Annotated in this window: 17 protein-coding genes and 5 tRNA genes; 3 read left to right on the top strand and 19 right to left on the bottom strand. The window is 43.9% G+C overall.

The window, feature by feature from the left end; all coding sequences use genetic code 11:
- Positions 1-244: 244 nt before the first annotated feature.
- From A1D16_RS15060 to A1D16_RS15085, 6 genes are read right to left on the bottom strand one after another with little or no spacing between them, the layout of a single operon-like run.
- Positions 245-1540: an ABC transporter permease gene (locus tag A1D16_RS15060; RefSeq protein WP_290710961.1), complete on the bottom strand. Its 1296-nt coding sequence runs from the start codon at positions 1538-1540 to the stop codon at positions 245-247.
- Between the two features lies 1 nt (position 1541).
- Positions 1542-2276 (bottom strand): ABC transporter ATP-binding protein, encoded by a 735-nt coding sequence (locus tag A1D16_RS15065; RefSeq protein ID WP_290710963.1) that lies wholly within the window; start codon positions 2274-2276, stop codon positions 1542-1544.
- Between the two features lie 8 nt (positions 2277-2284).
- Positions 2285-3286: a BtrH N-terminal domain-containing protein gene (locus A1D16_RS15070; protein WP_290710965.1), complete on the bottom strand. Its 1002-nt coding sequence runs from the start codon at positions 3284-3286 to the stop codon at positions 2285-2287.
- Positions 3287-3306: 20 nt separating this feature from the next.
- Positions 3307-3714 carry a hypothetical protein gene (locus A1D16_RS15075; protein WP_290710967.1) on the bottom strand — a complete coding sequence of 136 codons (408 nt, stop codon included), beginning with the start codon at positions 3712-3714 and terminating at the stop codon, positions 3307-3309.
- A 1-nt stretch (position 3715) separates the two neighbouring features.
- Positions 3716-4852 carry a beta-ketoacyl-ACP synthase III gene (locus A1D16_RS15080; RefSeq protein WP_290710969.1) on the bottom strand — a complete coding sequence of 379 codons (1137 nt, stop codon included), beginning with the start codon at positions 4850-4852 and terminating at the stop codon, positions 3716-3718.
- 56 nt (positions 4853-4908) lie between these two features.
- The gene (locus tag A1D16_RS15085; RefSeq protein WP_290710971.1) at positions 4909-5823 is read right to left on the bottom strand and encodes a hypothetical protein; all 915 of its coding nucleotides are present in this window, start codon (positions 5821-5823) and stop codon (positions 4909-4911) included.
- A 72-nt stretch (positions 5824-5895) separates the two neighbouring features.
- Here A1D16_RS15085 and A1D16_RS15090 point away from each other — a divergent pair, with 72 nt between their 5' ends.
- From A1D16_RS15090 to A1D16_RS15100, 3 genes are read left to right on the top strand one after another with little or no spacing between them, the layout of a single operon-like run.
- A complete protein-coding gene (locus A1D16_RS15090) occupies positions 5896-6153 on the top strand; it encodes a phosphopantetheine-binding protein (RefSeq protein ID WP_290710973.1) in 258 nt (85 codons plus the stop codon).
- Between the two features lie 3 nt (positions 6154-6156).
- Positions 6157-7359, top strand: coding sequence for a beta-ketoacyl-[acyl-carrier-protein] synthase family protein (locus A1D16_RS15095; protein ID WP_290710975.1), 1203 nt, complete (start codon positions 6157-6159; stop codon positions 7357-7359).
- A complete protein-coding gene (locus A1D16_RS15100) occupies positions 7352-8377 on the top strand; it encodes a beta-ketoacyl synthase chain length factor (RefSeq protein ID WP_290710977.1) in 1026 nt (341 codons plus the stop codon). Before A1D16_RS15095 ends, A1D16_RS15100 begins: the two co-directional genes overlap by 8 nt.
- Before the next feature lie 52 nt (positions 8378-8429).
- Here A1D16_RS15100 and rplL read toward each other — a convergent pair whose 3' ends face one another.
- The 13 genes from rplL to raiA form a co-directional block, all read right to left on the bottom strand.
- Positions 8430-8804: a 50S ribosomal protein L7/L12 gene (rplL, locus tag A1D16_RS15105; RefSeq protein WP_290710979.1), complete on the bottom strand. Its 375-nt coding sequence runs from the start codon at positions 8802-8804 to the stop codon at positions 8430-8432.
- A 96-nt stretch (positions 8805-8900) separates the two neighbouring features.
- Complete coding sequence (gene rplJ, locus A1D16_RS15110; protein WP_290710981.1) at positions 8901-9440, bottom strand: 50S ribosomal protein L10; 540 nt, start codon at positions 9438-9440, stop codon at positions 8901-8903.
- A 46-nt stretch (positions 9441-9486) separates the two neighbouring features.
- Positions 9487-10179: a 50S ribosomal protein L1 gene (gene rplA, locus A1D16_RS15115; RefSeq protein ID WP_290710984.1), complete on the bottom strand. Its 693-nt coding sequence runs from the start codon at positions 10177-10179 to the stop codon at positions 9487-9489.
- Between the two features lie 26 nt (positions 10180-10205).
- Positions 10206-10649 (bottom strand): 50S ribosomal protein L11, encoded by a 444-nt coding sequence (gene rplK / locus A1D16_RS15120; RefSeq protein WP_187255502.1) that lies wholly within the window; start codon positions 10647-10649, stop codon positions 10206-10208.
- A 166-nt stretch (positions 10650-10815) separates the two neighbouring features.
- Entirely contained in the window at positions 10816-11385 is a 570-nt protein-coding gene (nusG, locus tag A1D16_RS15125; protein ID WP_290710987.1) for a transcription termination/antitermination protein NusG, read from the bottom strand.
- A complete protein-coding gene (gene secE, locus A1D16_RS15130; protein WP_290710990.1) occupies positions 11385-11579 on the bottom strand; it encodes a preprotein translocase subunit SecE in 195 nt (64 codons plus the stop codon). The genes nusG and secE overlap by 1 nt, the downstream gene beginning before the upstream one ends.
- A gap of 102 nt (positions 11580-11681) precedes the next feature.
- A tRNA-Trp gene (locus A1D16_RS15135) sits at positions 11682-11755 on the bottom strand.
- A gap of 200 nt (positions 11756-11955) precedes the next feature.
- A complete protein-coding gene (gene tuf / locus A1D16_RS15140) occupies positions 11956-13143 on the bottom strand; it encodes an elongation factor Tu (RefSeq protein WP_290710992.1) in 1188 nt (395 codons plus the stop codon).
- 138 nt (positions 13144-13281) lie between these two features.
- Positions 13282-13356 (bottom strand) — tRNA-Thr (locus A1D16_RS15145).
- 10 nt (positions 13357-13366) lie between these two features.
- Positions 13367-13439: transfer RNA gene (locus A1D16_RS15150), tRNA-Gly, on the bottom strand.
- A 77-nt stretch (positions 13440-13516) separates the two neighbouring features.
- Positions 13517-13602: transfer RNA gene (locus A1D16_RS15155), tRNA-Tyr, on the bottom strand.
- Between the two features lie 15 nt (positions 13603-13617).
- A tRNA-Thr gene (locus tag A1D16_RS15160) sits at positions 13618-13690 on the bottom strand.
- Positions 13691-13859: 169 nt separating this feature from the next.
- Positions 13860-14162 carry a ribosome-associated translation inhibitor RaiA gene (raiA, locus tag A1D16_RS15165; RefSeq protein ID WP_290710994.1) on the bottom strand — a complete coding sequence of 101 codons (303 nt, stop codon included), beginning with the start codon at positions 14160-14162 and terminating at the stop codon, positions 13860-13862.
- Positions 14163-14479 lie beyond the last annotated feature (317 nt).

Raw genomic sequence — 14479 nt, forward strand, 5'->3', positions numbered from 1 at the left:
ATTGAACTCATTCAGAACTCGACTTATACCTGAAAAATCAGTGCCTTAACCAAATTTTTAACAAATTAGGAATACTTATTTAAATATTAACAAAAGGGTATCAGAAATTTATTATTGTTTATCATGATCCAGCATTTTCTCTACTTAATACCATAATAAATAAAAAATTCACCCGTAAAATTTAAGAAGATTCAGGCCTTGTAAGTGCTTTTACTGATCAGTTAGGCTCCCTTCAAGGGGAAGATCAGCGGCGGCGGCGAGATTCGATTATGCCGGCGAAAAAGATGAATAACCCGGCAAAAATGGTTAAAGCAGCCAGCTTTTTCCAGATGGTTAAAAAACTGCCGTTACGCAGAAAGAGATCATTCACGGCATCCAGTGCCCAATATAAAGGGGAAAGTTTGGCTAATTGCTGTAAACCGGCAGGAAGAATTTCAACAGGTACCCAAATCCCGCCAATGGCTGATAATATTACAATAGAGATCGCTCCAAAAGGCAGGGCCTGGTTGGGCGTTTGAAAAACGGTGCCTACCAACAACCCGTAGGCCGTTGCCGTACCCGCTACTACCCACACCGTCAGCAACAAGCTGCCATACGCGTTGCCTATCTGCAGGGAAGGCAGGCCTAATAGGGGCATCAATAAAGCCCCGGCAGCCAGCATTACAAAAAACTGGGCCACCCCAAGCATTACATAAAACCCGATTTTTCCCAGCAGGATATGAAAATAAGAGCCCGGAATCATTTTAATCCGCATCAAACTGCCATCTTCCCGTTCCCGGATCGCATTGCCAGCTATGGGGATAATAATGAAAAACAACCCAAATAAGGCCCAGGCGGGTACATTATGCTGTACCGAGTTGGTATTTAGATTAATTACCGGAGTTTCGCCGGCCGCTTCTTCCTTAATGCTTACAGCGTTTAATTTTTCCTGCAAATTCAATGCAGTACCTCCAGTACTATCTGTGGCCTGCTCTTCTACCCGGTCTTCCAGCTTGTTTAAGATGATTTCGGCCTGCACCCTTGTCAGTTGTTTTTCCAAAGCATTCAGAATTGAAAGCTTCATCGCCTGTTTGGTTACCGGATCAAATAAAATCTGCAGCTCAATTTTCCTGGAAGCACGTTGCGGCAGCTTTCCTGGGGCCCCCATCTTGCTGCCCAGTTCATTGGCTACCTGGTTAGCACTATTGGCCACTTCGGCCGAAACACCTTCTGGTAGAACCACGGCCATTTTATACGTTCCCTTTTGAACCAGGCTTCTTGCTTTTTGCTGGTTCAGGGGACTGCCGTCTATTTCCCGGATCAGTTCAAACTGTGGAATGGAATCAAAGCCTTGGGCCAGTTGCCTCGCCATCTTACCGCCATCTTCATCAACCCAAAGAATTTTAAAGCGTATGTCCTGGTATTCGCGAAACGGCGCATCCTGGATCAATGCCATCAGAACGGTTAGTGCAAGGGGCATAAGGAATAAAAGTGCCATGCCGGCCAGGTCCTTGCTGAACAACCTGCTTTCATTTATAAAGGTGGCAATGATTTTTCTCATATCAATCCCGCAAACTGCTTCCTGTTAATTGTAAAAATACCTGTTCCAGGCTGCTTGCCTGCAGGTTTTGCATCAGCTCTTTAGGACGCCCCTGTACCACCAGTTGCCCATGATCTATTATCGCAATTTCATCACATAATTGCTGTGCCTCTTCCAATAAATGCGATGTGTAGACGATACCATGTCCGGCCCGGTGATAGTCCTGTAAAAATTGCAGGATCATATTCCTGGATTGTACATCTACACCGGCAGTAGGCTCATCAAGTATCAGTAATTCGGGCTCATGCAGCAAGGAGGCGATGATATTTGCCCTTCTTTTCATGCCGCCCGAATAATGACGAATGGCTTTATGGGCACTTTTTTCAAGTCCGAATAGTTGCAGGTATTGGTTAATTCGGGTATTCAATAGCCGGGAAGACAGTCCGTATAACTTTCCGATGTATTGCAGGTTTTCCACGGCGGTAAGTGTTGGATACAGGGCAATAGACTGCGGAACCACACCGATCCGTTTTTTTATTTGCTCTGCATCCTGCAGCACATCGAGGCCTAGTAAACGGGCGGATCCCCCATCTGCCTTTACCAGGCCACAAAGAATGGAGATCGTAGTTGTTTTACCCGCGCCATTGGGCCCTAACAAACCAGCAATACAGGTACTGGAAAAAGAAAGTGAAAGTCCTCGCAGCGAGGGCTCCACAGCATTTTTATAGGTTTTTTCGAGTTGCTGAAGCTGGAGCATGGAAATATTTAGACCAGGGTTTTCAGGTGTGTAAAAAAAGCTTTTTCCCGTTCTCCGAGCACCAGCAACATTTCTCCCAGTTCATCGTAGGAGGCAATGTTTCCTGTTCTTTCTTTCATCACTCTTGCTGCTGCGAACGCAAAATTTCTCCAGGCATCTCCGATATTGGTCATTTCTTTGGAAGCCTCCAGTAATGCCGGGCTGTTGAGGTGCTGGGCTGCTTCCTGTAGAAAGGCTGCGTAAAGAAACCGAAAGCCACCACCGCCTGTTCCGATCTCTTCCTGCATCCGTATAATATTTCCGATAAAAAGGGTGGCTTTCCTTGGCTCCAGTTTTACCGGGTATTTTTTTATTTTTCTGCCCAGGAATTTTATGCCGTGTACGCCAAAAAAGGGAGGCGGAGAACTGAGCATAAACCAGCAGGTCTTTTTTATTCCTCTCCGGATTGCTGCAGGCAAATCAAAGCTGCTTTTTGTTTGAACCGGGTAATACATTCTGCCATTCGGAGCCGGAAACCCTTTTGCAAACCGGGCTTTTTCCAGGTCTGAAGCGGATAACCGGGTAGCGGTTTCCATAACAGGATCGCTTATCAGGTAATCGGTCCCTTCCTTACCATAGGCAATAAGATTATGCCCGTTGAAATGGAAACGATAGGCCGGTGGAAAATAACTAAGGTAAAAAACACTGGTTTGCAATCCTACCGGTAGCCCTGCAGCCAGTGCCCGATCAAGTGCCTGCATCCCTTTTCCACTGTTGGAAAAAGAAGTAACCTGCATTTTAACCCCCAGTTCTCGGCAAACGCGTTTAAATATATAACCCGGCCAGATACGGAAGGTAGTACCCGGTACTCCACTTACTTTCACAAAGGGGAGGTGGCCGAAAAAATAGCCCGCACCAATCCCGAAAATGAGTGGCTCACTCAGCTCAATACCGTAATAACGTAATAGACCGAGTGTAACCCCACTTTCGCAATGGGCCGATTGCTGATGTTGAAAATTGTCTATGATCATGCACTAATGGACTGTATTTTTCACCCGTTAAAATGAACCAGCTCTTCTACTGAAATATTAAATACAGCAGCGTATTTCTCCAGCTTTTTGGGAGATAATTTTTTGAACCCTTGTGGTGTAAGGTGTTTTTTGACGAAGAATTTCCAACTGCCGACATAACTGGATAAGGTAGGAAGATCCATCAGGTTTTTCTCCATATAATAGGCAATCGGACTCAATTCACCTTTTTTTACCAATTCCAGCGTCCTGGCAATTTTTTCATCAATATCCTCCCATGCCTGGCTCATCGCCAAATTTTCTGCTTCCCATCCTTCGTATCGGGTCGTTTCATAAGCGCCTTCCTGATTGGTTACGTACAACACTTTAACCAGCGAATTATCTTCGCCATGTATTATTTTTTTATCGTGTGGTACTTCTTCCTTTTTCATATTATACAACTGTAAAATGCGCGTAGATATAGGTAAAGCGGGCACTTTCCGGAATCATGACCAGCAATTTCTGCCCTTTTTTTAACCGGCCCGAGTGAAAGAGTTCTTCCAGGATCAGGTAGGGGGAAACGCTGCCAACATTTCCTACTCTGGTAAGATTGGTAAACCATTTTTCAGGGGGAAACAACAGGCCTATATTCTCTTGTTCATCCCGGATCTTTTCGCGGAAATAGTCAGAAGACAAATGTGGTAAGTACCAGTCAATTCCCTCAACAGTAAGGTTATACTTTTCAAATATTTCCTTCATAAACAACCCTCCCATCGGAACAATTTTAACGCCCAGCAGACGGGTATCCTGTTTGAAGGAGAAAATACTCTGGTTGCCCCATTCTTCCGGACGGAATTCCGGCCAGCCGGTTAAACTGCCATCTGGTTTCCGAATGGCGCCTGAATACATACAGGTGGGTAATTCGTTGGCATAGGATTTAATATCAATAAAATCGACCCGAAGCGATATACCCGTATCATTCGGTTTATCTTCCAGCAGGGCGGCCGCTGCCCCATCACTCAGCATCCATCGCATGAAATCCTTTTCAAATGCAATCATCGGATTTGCTTCTAATTCCTTCAGGCGATCGGTTTCCATATCAAACTTCTCCCCTTTTAACCAGGTCGATACTTTTTCGGAAGCCCCCGATACCGCTCTTTTAACCTGCCCGGCTTTTACCGACATATAGGCATATTTCATTGCCTGGAAACCCGATGCACAGGAACTGCTTACGGAAACAATTTCTGTTGGCGGACAACCAAGTTCTCCATGAATCATAGCGGTATGGCTCGGAAGCAACTGCTCGGGCGACATGGTGCCGAAAGTGAGCAGTTCAATATCTTCTTTTTTAAACTGATCATCCAGCAAACCCTCTACAGCTTTGGCCCCCAATTCAGCATTGGAATGGGTGCTGTTGCCATTTTTATCAATAGCATAGTAGCGCGACTGGATTTTATTGTTACTGAGAATCTTATGTTTCGCTCTTGAAGGTTTATCATCCACCAATCCCAGGTACAGTTCTATATCATCGTTGCTAACAGGGTCGTTCGGTAAAAATTTCGCAAGCCTTGTAACAAACACATCTCCCATAAAAAATTCTGATTAGTATTATTCTGCAATATTACTTATTAATTATTCCACTTAAATCATATCCTTCTCATAGTCAATTCCTTTAAATAATTAACCTGTTTGCGAAAAGATTTTTGCCGGAAAAGACTGGCCATTTTTGCCGTAAAACCCGATATCGGAGACAGCACAAAAATTCCAGTCAGCAATAAACGCTTGAATAATAGCACCCTGGGCAGGCGATCGGGGTTTCCCCTTTCGCCTTTTTCACGGATATACCGGGCAAATTTGCGAAATTGTTTAATGCCTCTTTTTTCTAATATGATGAGGGTGGGTTTTAATTCTACAGCCCCCGCTGCCAATAAAGCGGGTTGAAGCCCTTCCCAATTGCCCGATTCCACCGCATTTCGGATAATAGAACCAAAACGGGCCGCATTCTTAATATCCGCCGTTTGTACACCGGCCTCGGGCAGCCACTTGCTGGCTTCTTTTCTACCGGTAAAATTCCAACGTATTATAGTTAGTAATGATATAAGATTGTGGTTGGTATCGGCCAAAACGATGGATCCAACCAACCTTGCATTCAGCGCTAATAACCGCGCTTTAACTTTTTCCTGGGCATTGAGCCACATATTTCTCGTTCCTAATACGGTAAGAACCGGTTTACCATCCAATACTTTTGCAAAGTCCGATTGCAAAAAACTGCTGGTAGGAATGGAAGGCGATAAAAACCAGGGTTGATAGCCAAGTATTACCAGATCATATGGTTTCTGAGGAACTTCAATCGGTTGAAGTGGTACCGGTATTTCCAGCACCGATTCAGGCATCGCATCGAAAAAAGTCTGACTGGTCCAGGGAAAGGAAAACTCCTCCACCGGCTTATACTCAATAGTGGTAATTTCAAGCTTATCGCCCAGCGTACTTGTCAGGTTATCCAGTATCTGACCCAGCTGACCACTCTGCGAATAATAAAGCACTAAAATACTGATTGCCATAAGTTGCAATATAAATCCTAACCGTTATTAATTCCTAATTATGCTATTTTTGACACCTCAAAATACCCTTGCATGGAAGATTTTAAGCGTTTATTAAAATTACAAATTATTGAAGCCCTCAATTTGCAGGGGATGCAGCCGGAAGAAATTGATGACAATGCCCCTCTTTTCGGAGAAGGTCTGGGGTTAGACAGCATTGATTCCCTGGAAATGATTGTATTGATGGAGAGAAATTATGGTATCAAAATTGAAGATCCGCGCGAGGGGAGAAAAATATTTGAATCCGTGAGCACAATGGCTGAATACATCCAGGCCAACCGTAAAAAATAAGTTATGTCTTCCGTTTTCATTACCGGAATCGGCATTGTTTCCGCTTTGGGAATTGGTGTAGAAGCGCAAAGAGAAAAGCTGGTAGCAGGCAAATCCGGATTGAAATCTGCTGTTTTTTTAAATAGTATCCATAGCAACACTTTTCCCTTCGGAGAAGTACCCTATTCTACGGAGCAACTCTTTTCCCTAATTCCTGTTAATACTAAGCTGCAGCAAAGTCGGTTGCAGGCCCTGGCAGCCCTGGCCCTGGCAGAATGTTTTACCTATTGTTCACCAGTGGGTACATCTATTCGGCAGGGTTTGGTCAACGCCACTACCGTAGGTGGAATGACAGATATTGAGGATCGTTATTTCGAGCTTATTCTGCCAGAAAACCAGGAGGCAAACACAGACTGGGCTTCGGGGCTTGATTGTGCTACCGGAACAGAACATCTTGCCCGCCAGTTTGGGTTAACAGATTTTATGACAACGGTCAGTACCGCCTGTTCTTCCTCCGCCAATGCCATCCAGTACGGGGCCAGGTTATTACAACAAGGCATTCTTGACAGGGTTGTGTGCGGAGGTGTAGACAGCCTTACCAGGTTTACGGTTAACGGGTTCAACAGCCTTAAAAACCTCGATAAAGAAGCCTGCAAGCCTTTTGATGCCAACCGAAATGGATTAAATCTTGGAGAAGGTGCCGCTTATTTGTTGCTGGAAACGGAAGCCAGCCTGCAGCAATCGGGAAACAGGCCCTTAGCCGTACTTAGCGGCTATGCCAATTTCAACGAGGCCTTTCATCCAACCGCCCCTTCACCGGAAGGGCTTGGCGCATTCGAGGCCATGAAACGCGCCATCGAGAAAGCCGGGCTTCTGCCAGCGGATATCTCCTATATCAATGCCCATGGCACCGCCACGTTAAATAACGATGAGTCAGAAGGCCAGGCTATCCGGAGATTATTTGGAGAACATGTGCCCCCCTTTAGTTCCACCAAGGTATATACCGGGCATACACTTGCTGCAGCAGGCGCTATAGAAGCTGTTTTTTCGATATTAAGTTTGCAGCACCAGGAGATTTACCCCGGCTTACCGTTTCATACCCCCATGCCCACCATCAACCTGGTTCCTGTAAAAGACTTCCGTCAATTACAGCTCAAACATATCCTGAGTAATTCTTTTGGGTTTGGTGGAAACAACGCAAGTTTAGTATTCAGCAATTATGATTAATCCGCTTTATATAAAATCAGCCCGGGCTATTACCGCGCAGGATTGTTTCAATTCGAATGATCTTTCGCAGGCAAGCAGGCCATGCACCGGTAATCGGTTTGTATATGTAGAACCGGATTATTCCAGGTATTTTACGATCATGCAATTAAGAAGGATGAGCCGACTGACCCGGATTGGCCTGGTTGCCGCCATTGAATGCCTTAAAGATGCGGGCATAGCAAAACCTGAGGCCATCTTAACTGGTACGGGTAAAGGCAGTTTAAATGATACGGAGAAATTCATGCATGCAATCCGCTCCTTCCAGGAAGGCACCCTCAACCCTTCTCCTTTCATACAGTCTACGTATAACGCTCTAAATGGACTAATTGGCTTGCATCACCAGGTTAATTCCTATAATACCACGTATGTACACAGTGGCTTTTCGCTGGAACATGCGCTCCTGGATGCTGCTTTACTAATGGGAGACAATACCATTCGCAATGCACTAATAGGCTCTTTTGAAGAAATGACAGATGAGCATTATATCATTAAGGAAAAACTGGGATTCTGGAAATCCGGAGCAGTATCAGGTGAAGGAAGTTTTTTCTTTTTTGCACAACAAGATAAAACGGGCGCTGTACTAGCAATAGAAGATCTACAACTTTTATTTGAACCCGATCAGCAGAAAATCAGGAATGCTGTGCATGCTTTATTAGCTGCACACCAACTGCAATGGCAAGACATAGACGTCTATATTTCAGGAAGAAATAAGGATACCCGGTATGATTCTTATTATGACCTGGTAAGTGAGCAGTTAACGCCGGCTACGACAGAACTGCAATTCAAACAGCTAACCGGGGAATTTGATACAGCATCGGGCTTTGGCTTATGGGCCGCCACCAGGATGGTGGAAACCGGCCAGCTATTTCCAGCCCTGGTGTTAAAAAAAGGTACAAGTACACGGATAAAACACCTGCTATTCTACAATCAATATTATAGCAAGCAGCATGTGCTCTACTTGCTGAAAGCCGTTGAATAAAAAAGCTGCTCAGTTTTGCTGAGCAGCTTTTTTTATTAATGAGCCAGGTTAATTAGTTGATTTCAACTTCAGCACCAGCTTCTTTCAGTTTGTTAGCGATATCGTCAGCTTCTGCTTTAGATACACCTTCTTTAACTGCTTTAGGAGCGCCGTCAACCAGTTCTTTTGCTTCTTTCAGACCAAGACCAGTCAGGTCTTTTACGATTTTAACTACGTTCAGTTTAGAAGCACCACCGCTTTTCAGGATTACATTGAAAGCAGTTTTCTCTTCAGCAGCGGCTGCAGCGCCACCACCATCAGCAGCTACTACTACTGCAGCAGCAGCAGGTTCGATACCATATTCAGATTTCAGAAAATCAGCCAGTTCCTGTACTTCTTTTACAGTAAGGCCAACCAGTTGTTCGGCTAAAGATTTAATGTCTGCCATTTGTTTAGATTTTTACCGTCTTCACAGCCTGTATGCTCCGACGGCGGTTTTAAAAAAATTCTAATGCACCCCTCAGGCAGGGGAATATGATTGCGATTACTCAGCCGGAGCAGCTTCTACCGGAGCTGCAGCTGCATCACCACCTTCTTTGTTTGCTTTTTCCAGCAAAGCTGCAATAACGCGCTTAGCAGGAGATTGCAGAAGACCAATAACTTCACCAATAAGTTCGTTTTTGGTTTTGATTTTGGTCAGTGCTTTCAATTGTTCATCACCAATGTATACATCGCCATTAATGAATGCTGCTTTCAGGATCGGGCGATCTCCTTTTGCTTCCGTACGGAAAGCAGAAATGATCAGCGCAGGCTCTTTCGGATTTTCTGAAAACATCAGGGCTGTTACATTATTCAGGGCTTCATATACACCGCTGTACTTTTCAGCATCCAGAGATTCCAGTGCCTTTTTTATAAGGGTGTTTTTAGCCACTTTCATTTCTACCTGCTTATTATAGCATACGCTACGCAGCTTGGTAACCTGTGCAACAGTCAGGCTTTCCGTATCAGTGATATAGAAGTTATTATATTGAGCGAACTTGCCTTTCAGCAGGTCAATCACTTCTTGTTTTTGTTCTTTAGTCATACCGCAAATATTTATTTCAACCCTTTACAGGTGAACGGTTTTTGAATTAGTGAATAAAAGTTTTGGTATCGATGCTAATACCAGGACTCATGGTGCTTGCCATGCTCACGCCTTTCAGGTAGGTACCTTTAGCGGTAGCTGGTTTCAGTTTAATGATTGCATTGATCAGTTCCTGACTGTTTTCAGCAATTTTTTCCGGACCAAAGCTCACCCGGCCAATAGAAGCATGAACGATACCGGCTTTATCCACTTTAAAGGCGATTTTACCACCTTTCACTTCGTTTACCGCTGAAGCAACATCATTGGTAACAGTACCGGTTTTGGGGTTTGGCATCAGGTTACGCGGACCGAGGATTTTACCCAGTTTACCAATTTTAGGCATTACAGAAGGAGTAGCGATGATAACATCGATCTCTGTCCAGCCACTTTCAATTTTCTGAATAAACTCATCCAGGCCTACGTGATCTGCACCTGCAGCTCTTGCATCATTTTCTTTATCAGGTGTACAAAGAACCAATACACGTTTGGTTCTACCGGTTCCGTGTGGAAGGGTAACTGTACCACGAACTGCCTGATCAGCTTTCTTTGGATCTACACCCAAACGGATATGCAGGTCAACTGAAGCATCAAACTTCGCGATATTCACTTCTTTCACCAGGGAAGAAGCTTCTTTCAGTGAATAAATTTTATTGGAATCAACCTTAGGGTTAACTGCTTTTCTTTTTTTAGTGATAGCCATTGCTCAAAAGTTTTTGTGTTTCACAATTAATTTTCCCATGGAGCAACACCATCAACAGTGATACCCATGCTACGTGCTGTACCGGCTACCATTTTCATGGCACTTTCCAGTGTGAAGCAGTTCAGGTCAGGCATTTTATCCTTAGCGATTGCTTCTACCTGGGCCCAGGTAACTTTTCCAACTTTTGAACGATTGGGTTCTTTTGAACCACTTTGCAGCTTAGCAGCTTCCAGCAGTTGAACCGATGCGGGAGGAGTTTTAATAACAAAGTCGAACGACTTGTCAGAGTACACTGTGATCAGCACAGGAAGTACTTTACCCATTTTATCCTGGGTTCTTGCATTAAACTGCTTACAGAACTCCATGATGTTCAGACCTTTAGAACCAAGGGCCGGACCAATGGGGGGCGCAGGATTGGCTTGTCCGCCTTTACACTGCAACTTTACGAAACCGGTGATTTCTTTTGCCATGATAAACTATTTTTTGGTGTTAGCGTCCGCCCTGGCTTTAGCTGGGGCAGACTCCCAAATCCAATTCGAAAAAGAACTATTCTTGGGGCTGCAAAGCTATGAATAAATTAGCTCATAAACAAAAAAGTGCGCCATTGAGCGCACTTTCCTTTCAATTTTATACCAATCAGGCAAGTTTTTCCACCTGCATATAATTGAGTTCCACGGGCGTAGAACGTCCAAAGATTTTCACGGTTACTTTCAGTTTCTTTTTTTCGTCGTTCACTTCTTCAATAATACCGTTGAAATCATTGAATGGCCCTTCAATTATCTTGATCGTTTCTCCAACAATAAATGGCTCACTCATGCTCATACCCCCTGCCTCGCTCATCTCATCCATCTTCCCGAGCATTTTATTCACTTCCGCTTTACGCAAAGCAATCGGGTTGTCTTTTCCCAGGAAATGAATCACATTACTGGTGTTTTTGATCGTATCTCTAAGATCGTCTCCCAGTTTCCCTTCAACAATTTCAATCATCACATAACCCGGGTAATAGTTACGCTCACGCATAACTTTTTTTCCGTTCTGAACTTTATATACTTTTTCTACAGGCAGGAAAACCTGTTTAACCACTTCACTCCATCCACCCCGGCTTATTTCTTTATCCAGGTACTCCTTCACCTTACGCTCCTTGCCACTTACGACACGCAGCACATACCACTTGGTCTCCTGTTGGTTTACAATAGTTTCTTCCATTATCTAAAGAATGAATAGATCATTTTCAATAAAGAATTAGAGGCAAAATCCATTACCCAGATTACCAGGGTAATCAGGATCGTAGCTACTAATACGATCAGGGTGGATTGCTGCAGCTGTCCCCAGGTAGGCCAGGTCACTTTTTCCATCAGCTCTTTATAGGACTCGCTGAAATAGGTGGTTACTTTATTCATGCTACAAGATTACATTTTTTACAATCAATCACAGAAACAAAAGAACTCAACGGGTTAATGGCCCATTGAGCTTTTTTTGCAAGTTACTGATTTTTCATCAAGTGGCACGGGCAACAGGATTCGAACCCGTATCAAAGGTTTTGGAGACCTCTATTCTACCATTGAACTATGCCCGTAAAAAAGACAGCGCTCTGTTCTTAAATCAATTGTTTGAACGAATAAATTGTTACTAGCTGCAACAAGCTTTTACTATTCTCACAATATACTTTAAAACAAAGACCTGCTTGGTAAATTTACTTATTAATAAGTAAAAAATGGTCCCTTAGTTCGGGTAAACCTCCCAAAGGGACCATTTAAATTATTCAACCAGTATGGTTTATTTAAGGATCTCAGTCACCTGACCAGCACCTACGGTACGGCCACCTTCGCGGATCGCGAATTTCAGACCTTTTTCCATAGCGATGGGTTGGATCAGGGTAACTTTCAGGTTGGTATTATCACCAGGCATAACCATCTCAGTTCCTTCAGCCAAGGTACACTCTCCAGTTACGTCCGTAGTACGGAAGTAGAACTGAGGACGGTATTTGTTGAAGAATGGAGTGTGACGACCACCTTCTTCTTTGCTCAGTACGTATACTTCACCACGGAATTCAGTGTGAGGAGTGATAGAACCTGGCTTACAAATTACCATACCACGACGGATATCTTTCTTTTCAATACCGCGGAGCAGCAGACCTGCGTTATCACCAGCTTCACCTTCGTCAAGCAGTTTTTTGAACATCTCAACACCAGTAACGGTAGAAGTCATTGGTTTTTCCATCAGACCTACGATCTCAACACCTTCACCAACTTTGATACGACCACGCTCGATACGACCGGTAGCAACAGTACCACGACCGGTGATAGAGAATACGTCTTCTACAGACATCAGGAAGGGCAGATCAACCGGGCGGGGAGGCAGCGGAATATAGCTATCAACCGCTTCCATCAGTTCGTCGATTTTTGCAACCCATTTGTCTTCTCCAGCCAGCGCACCAGTTGCAGAACCCTGGATAATCGGAGTATTGTCACCATCAAAGCCATAAGAGCTTAACAGGTCACGAATTTCCATTTCAACCAGTTCCAACAACTCAGCGTCGTCAACCAGGTCAACTTTATTCATGAACACCACAATCTTAGGAACGCCTACCTGGCGGGCAAGAAGGATGTGTTCTTTTGTTTGAGGCATAGGACCATCGGTAGCAGCCACAACCAGGATAGCACCGTCCATCTGAGCAGCACCAGTAATCATGTTCTTCACATAGTCAGCGTGACCAGGACAGTCAACGTGAGCATAGTGACGGTTTGCTGTCTGATATTCAACGTGTGCAGTATTGATGGTAATACCACGCTCTTTTTCTTCAGGAGCTCCATCAATTTCATCGTACTTCTTCGCTGTCGCCAAACCTTTAGTAGCAAGAATGCTGGTAATAGCGGCAGTCAAAGTGGTTTTACCGTGGTCAACGTGGCCAATAGTACCTACGTTAACGTGGGGCTTTTCCCTCTTAAAGGTCTCTTTTGCCATTTTATTTGTTTTTAAGTTGTGGTTTTAAAATTATCCACCCTCCTTTCGGAGGTTTCTATTAATATGGTGCTTAGCACCTGTTTTCAAGAACTACCAGCTCTGTTCACATTTTCCTGCGTTCCATACCGGTTGGCCCTGTGGAGCCGTTAGTGAGAATCGAACTCACGACCTCTTCCCTACCAAGGAAGTGCTCTACCCCTGAGCTACAACGGCGGAAAGAAAGAGCGGAAGACGAGTCTCGAACTCGCAACCTATAGCTTGGAAGGCTATCGCTCTACCAATTGAGCTACTTCCGCTTATTGATTTTCAGACACCGCCTGAAAATAACTTCATTCCAATGAAAAGAACTACCCTTATTTATCTAAAAATAAGTTGGTGGGCAGGAGAGGATTCGAACCTCTGAAGTCGAAAGACAGCGGATTTACAGTCCGCCCCATTTGGCCGCTCTGGAACCTGCCCAATTTATAAAACAAGAGCCACTTGTCGGAATCGAACCAACGACCTACTGATTACAAATCAGTTGCTCTACCAGCTGAGCTAAAGTGGCGTTTTAATTCCTGAAAGAACTTCCCCTTTTTGTTTACGGGATGGCAAAGGTAAAAGAATTTAAGAAATACAAAAATTTTGAAATCATTTTTTTTAAAAAAACCGCCAGGCCCCGTAAATACTGGCATCCGGGCAAAAAAAAAGACCTCCGAAGAGGTCTTTACTGCAATTTAGCTTGCATAATGCTTTTCTTTTTTTCTTTTTATTTGGTTAACCAGGGAATCCAAAGCACTGTCAAACGACTCTTCAAATGATTTGGAACTGGCTTTTACAAAAAAATCGTGTTTTGGTACGTGAACTCTGATTTCTGCTACTTTGTCTTTGATCTGATGTACAACATTGTCTAATTTCAAAAAAACATCCACTTTGATGATTCGATCGTGGAAAGTGGAAAGCTTTTCGAGCTTATTGGTTACATACTCCACTAACTTAATGTCTGCATCAAAATGTACAGTCTGAATGTTAACGTTCATAACATATCACGTTTAAAGTGAACAATAAATAAAGAACTTCCGGTGTATGAAATATTCATAGGCTTGGAACCGTCTGTCATTATGAAGATAACATAAAGAGGTCCATTTTCCAAGAATGACCGGCACTATTTTTTATTTTCGCAAATCATTCACATACAACAGTTTAGACTAATATTTTACCCCTTGGGGTGCGCCTTCTTATGTACTTCTTTTAACTTGCCAATCGTATTGTGGGTATATACCTGAGTGGCAGCCAAACTGGCATGCCCCAGCAGTTCCTTTACCGCATTTAACTCAGCCCCTTCATTCAGCAAATG

Origin of the sequence: Flavihumibacter sp. CACIAM 22H1 (assembly GCF_001601815.1) — a bacterium.
Classification (GTDB): domain Bacteria; phylum Bacteroidota; class Bacteroidia; order Chitinophagales; family Chitinophagaceae; genus Flavihumibacter.

Bases quoted from the DNA above. Each gene is read 5' to 3' on its own strand.
- tuf (WP_290710992.1), bottom strand. From the start codon at position 13,143: ATGGCAAAAGAGACCTTTAAGAGGGAAAAGCCCCACGTTAACGTAGGT.
- A1D16_RS15085 (WP_290710971.1), bottom strand. From the start codon at position 5,823: ATGGCAATCAGTATTTTAGTGCTTTATTATTCGCAGAGTGGTCAGCTG.
- rplK (WP_187255502.1), bottom strand. From the start codon at position 10,649: ATGGCAAAAGAAATCACCGGTTTCGTAAAGTTGCAGTGTAAAGGCGGA.
- A1D16_RS15095 (WP_290710975.1), top strand. From the start codon at position 6,157: ATGTCTTCCGTTTTCATTACCGGAATCGGCATTGTTTCCGCTTTGGGA.
- A1D16_RS15070 (WP_290710965.1), bottom strand. From the start codon at position 3,286: ATGATCATAGACAATTTTCAACATCAGCAATCGGCCCATTGCGAAAGT.
- rplJ (WP_290710981.1), bottom strand. From the start codon at position 9,440: ATGACTAAAGAACAAAAACAAGAAGTGATTGACCTGCTGAAAGGCAAG.
- A1D16_RS15060 (WP_290710961.1), bottom strand. From the start codon at position 1,540: ATGAGAAAAATCATTGCCACCTTTATAAATGAAAGCAGGTTGTTCAGC.
- A1D16_RS15100 (WP_290710977.1), top strand. From the start codon at position 7,352: ATGATTAATCCGCTTTATATAAAATCAGCCCGGGCTATTACCGCGCAG.
- A1D16_RS15065 (WP_290710963.1), bottom strand. From the start codon at position 2,276: ATGCTCCAGCTTCAGCAACTCGAAAAAACCTATAAAAATGCTGTGGAG.
- A1D16_RS15090 (WP_290710973.1), top strand. From the start codon at position 5,896: ATGGAAGATTTTAAGCGTTTATTAAAATTACAAATTATTGAAGCCCTC.
- A1D16_RS15075 (WP_290710967.1), bottom strand. From the start codon at position 3,714: ATGAAAAAGGAAGAAGTACCACACGATAAAAAAATAATACATGGCGAA.
- secE (WP_290710990.1), bottom strand. From the start codon at position 11,579: ATGAATAAAGTAACCACCTATTTCAGCGAGTCCTATAAAGAGCTGATG.
- A1D16_RS15080 (WP_290710969.1), bottom strand. From the start codon at position 4,852: ATGGGAGATGTGTTTGTTACAAGGCTTGCGAAATTTTTACCGAACGAC.
- rplA (WP_290710984.1), bottom strand. From the start codon at position 10,179: ATGGCTATCACTAAAAAAAGAAAAGCAGTTAACCCTAAGGTTGATTCC.
- raiA (WP_290710994.1), bottom strand. From the start codon at position 14,162: ATGAACGTTAACATTCAGACTGTACATTTTGATGCAGACATTAAGTTA.
- rplL (WP_290710979.1), bottom strand. From the start codon at position 8,804: ATGGCAGACATTAAATCTTTAGCCGAACAACTGGTTGGCCTTACTGTA.
- nusG (WP_290710987.1), bottom strand. From the start codon at position 11,385: ATGGAAGAAACTATTGTAAACCAACAGGAGACCAAGTGGTATGTGCTG.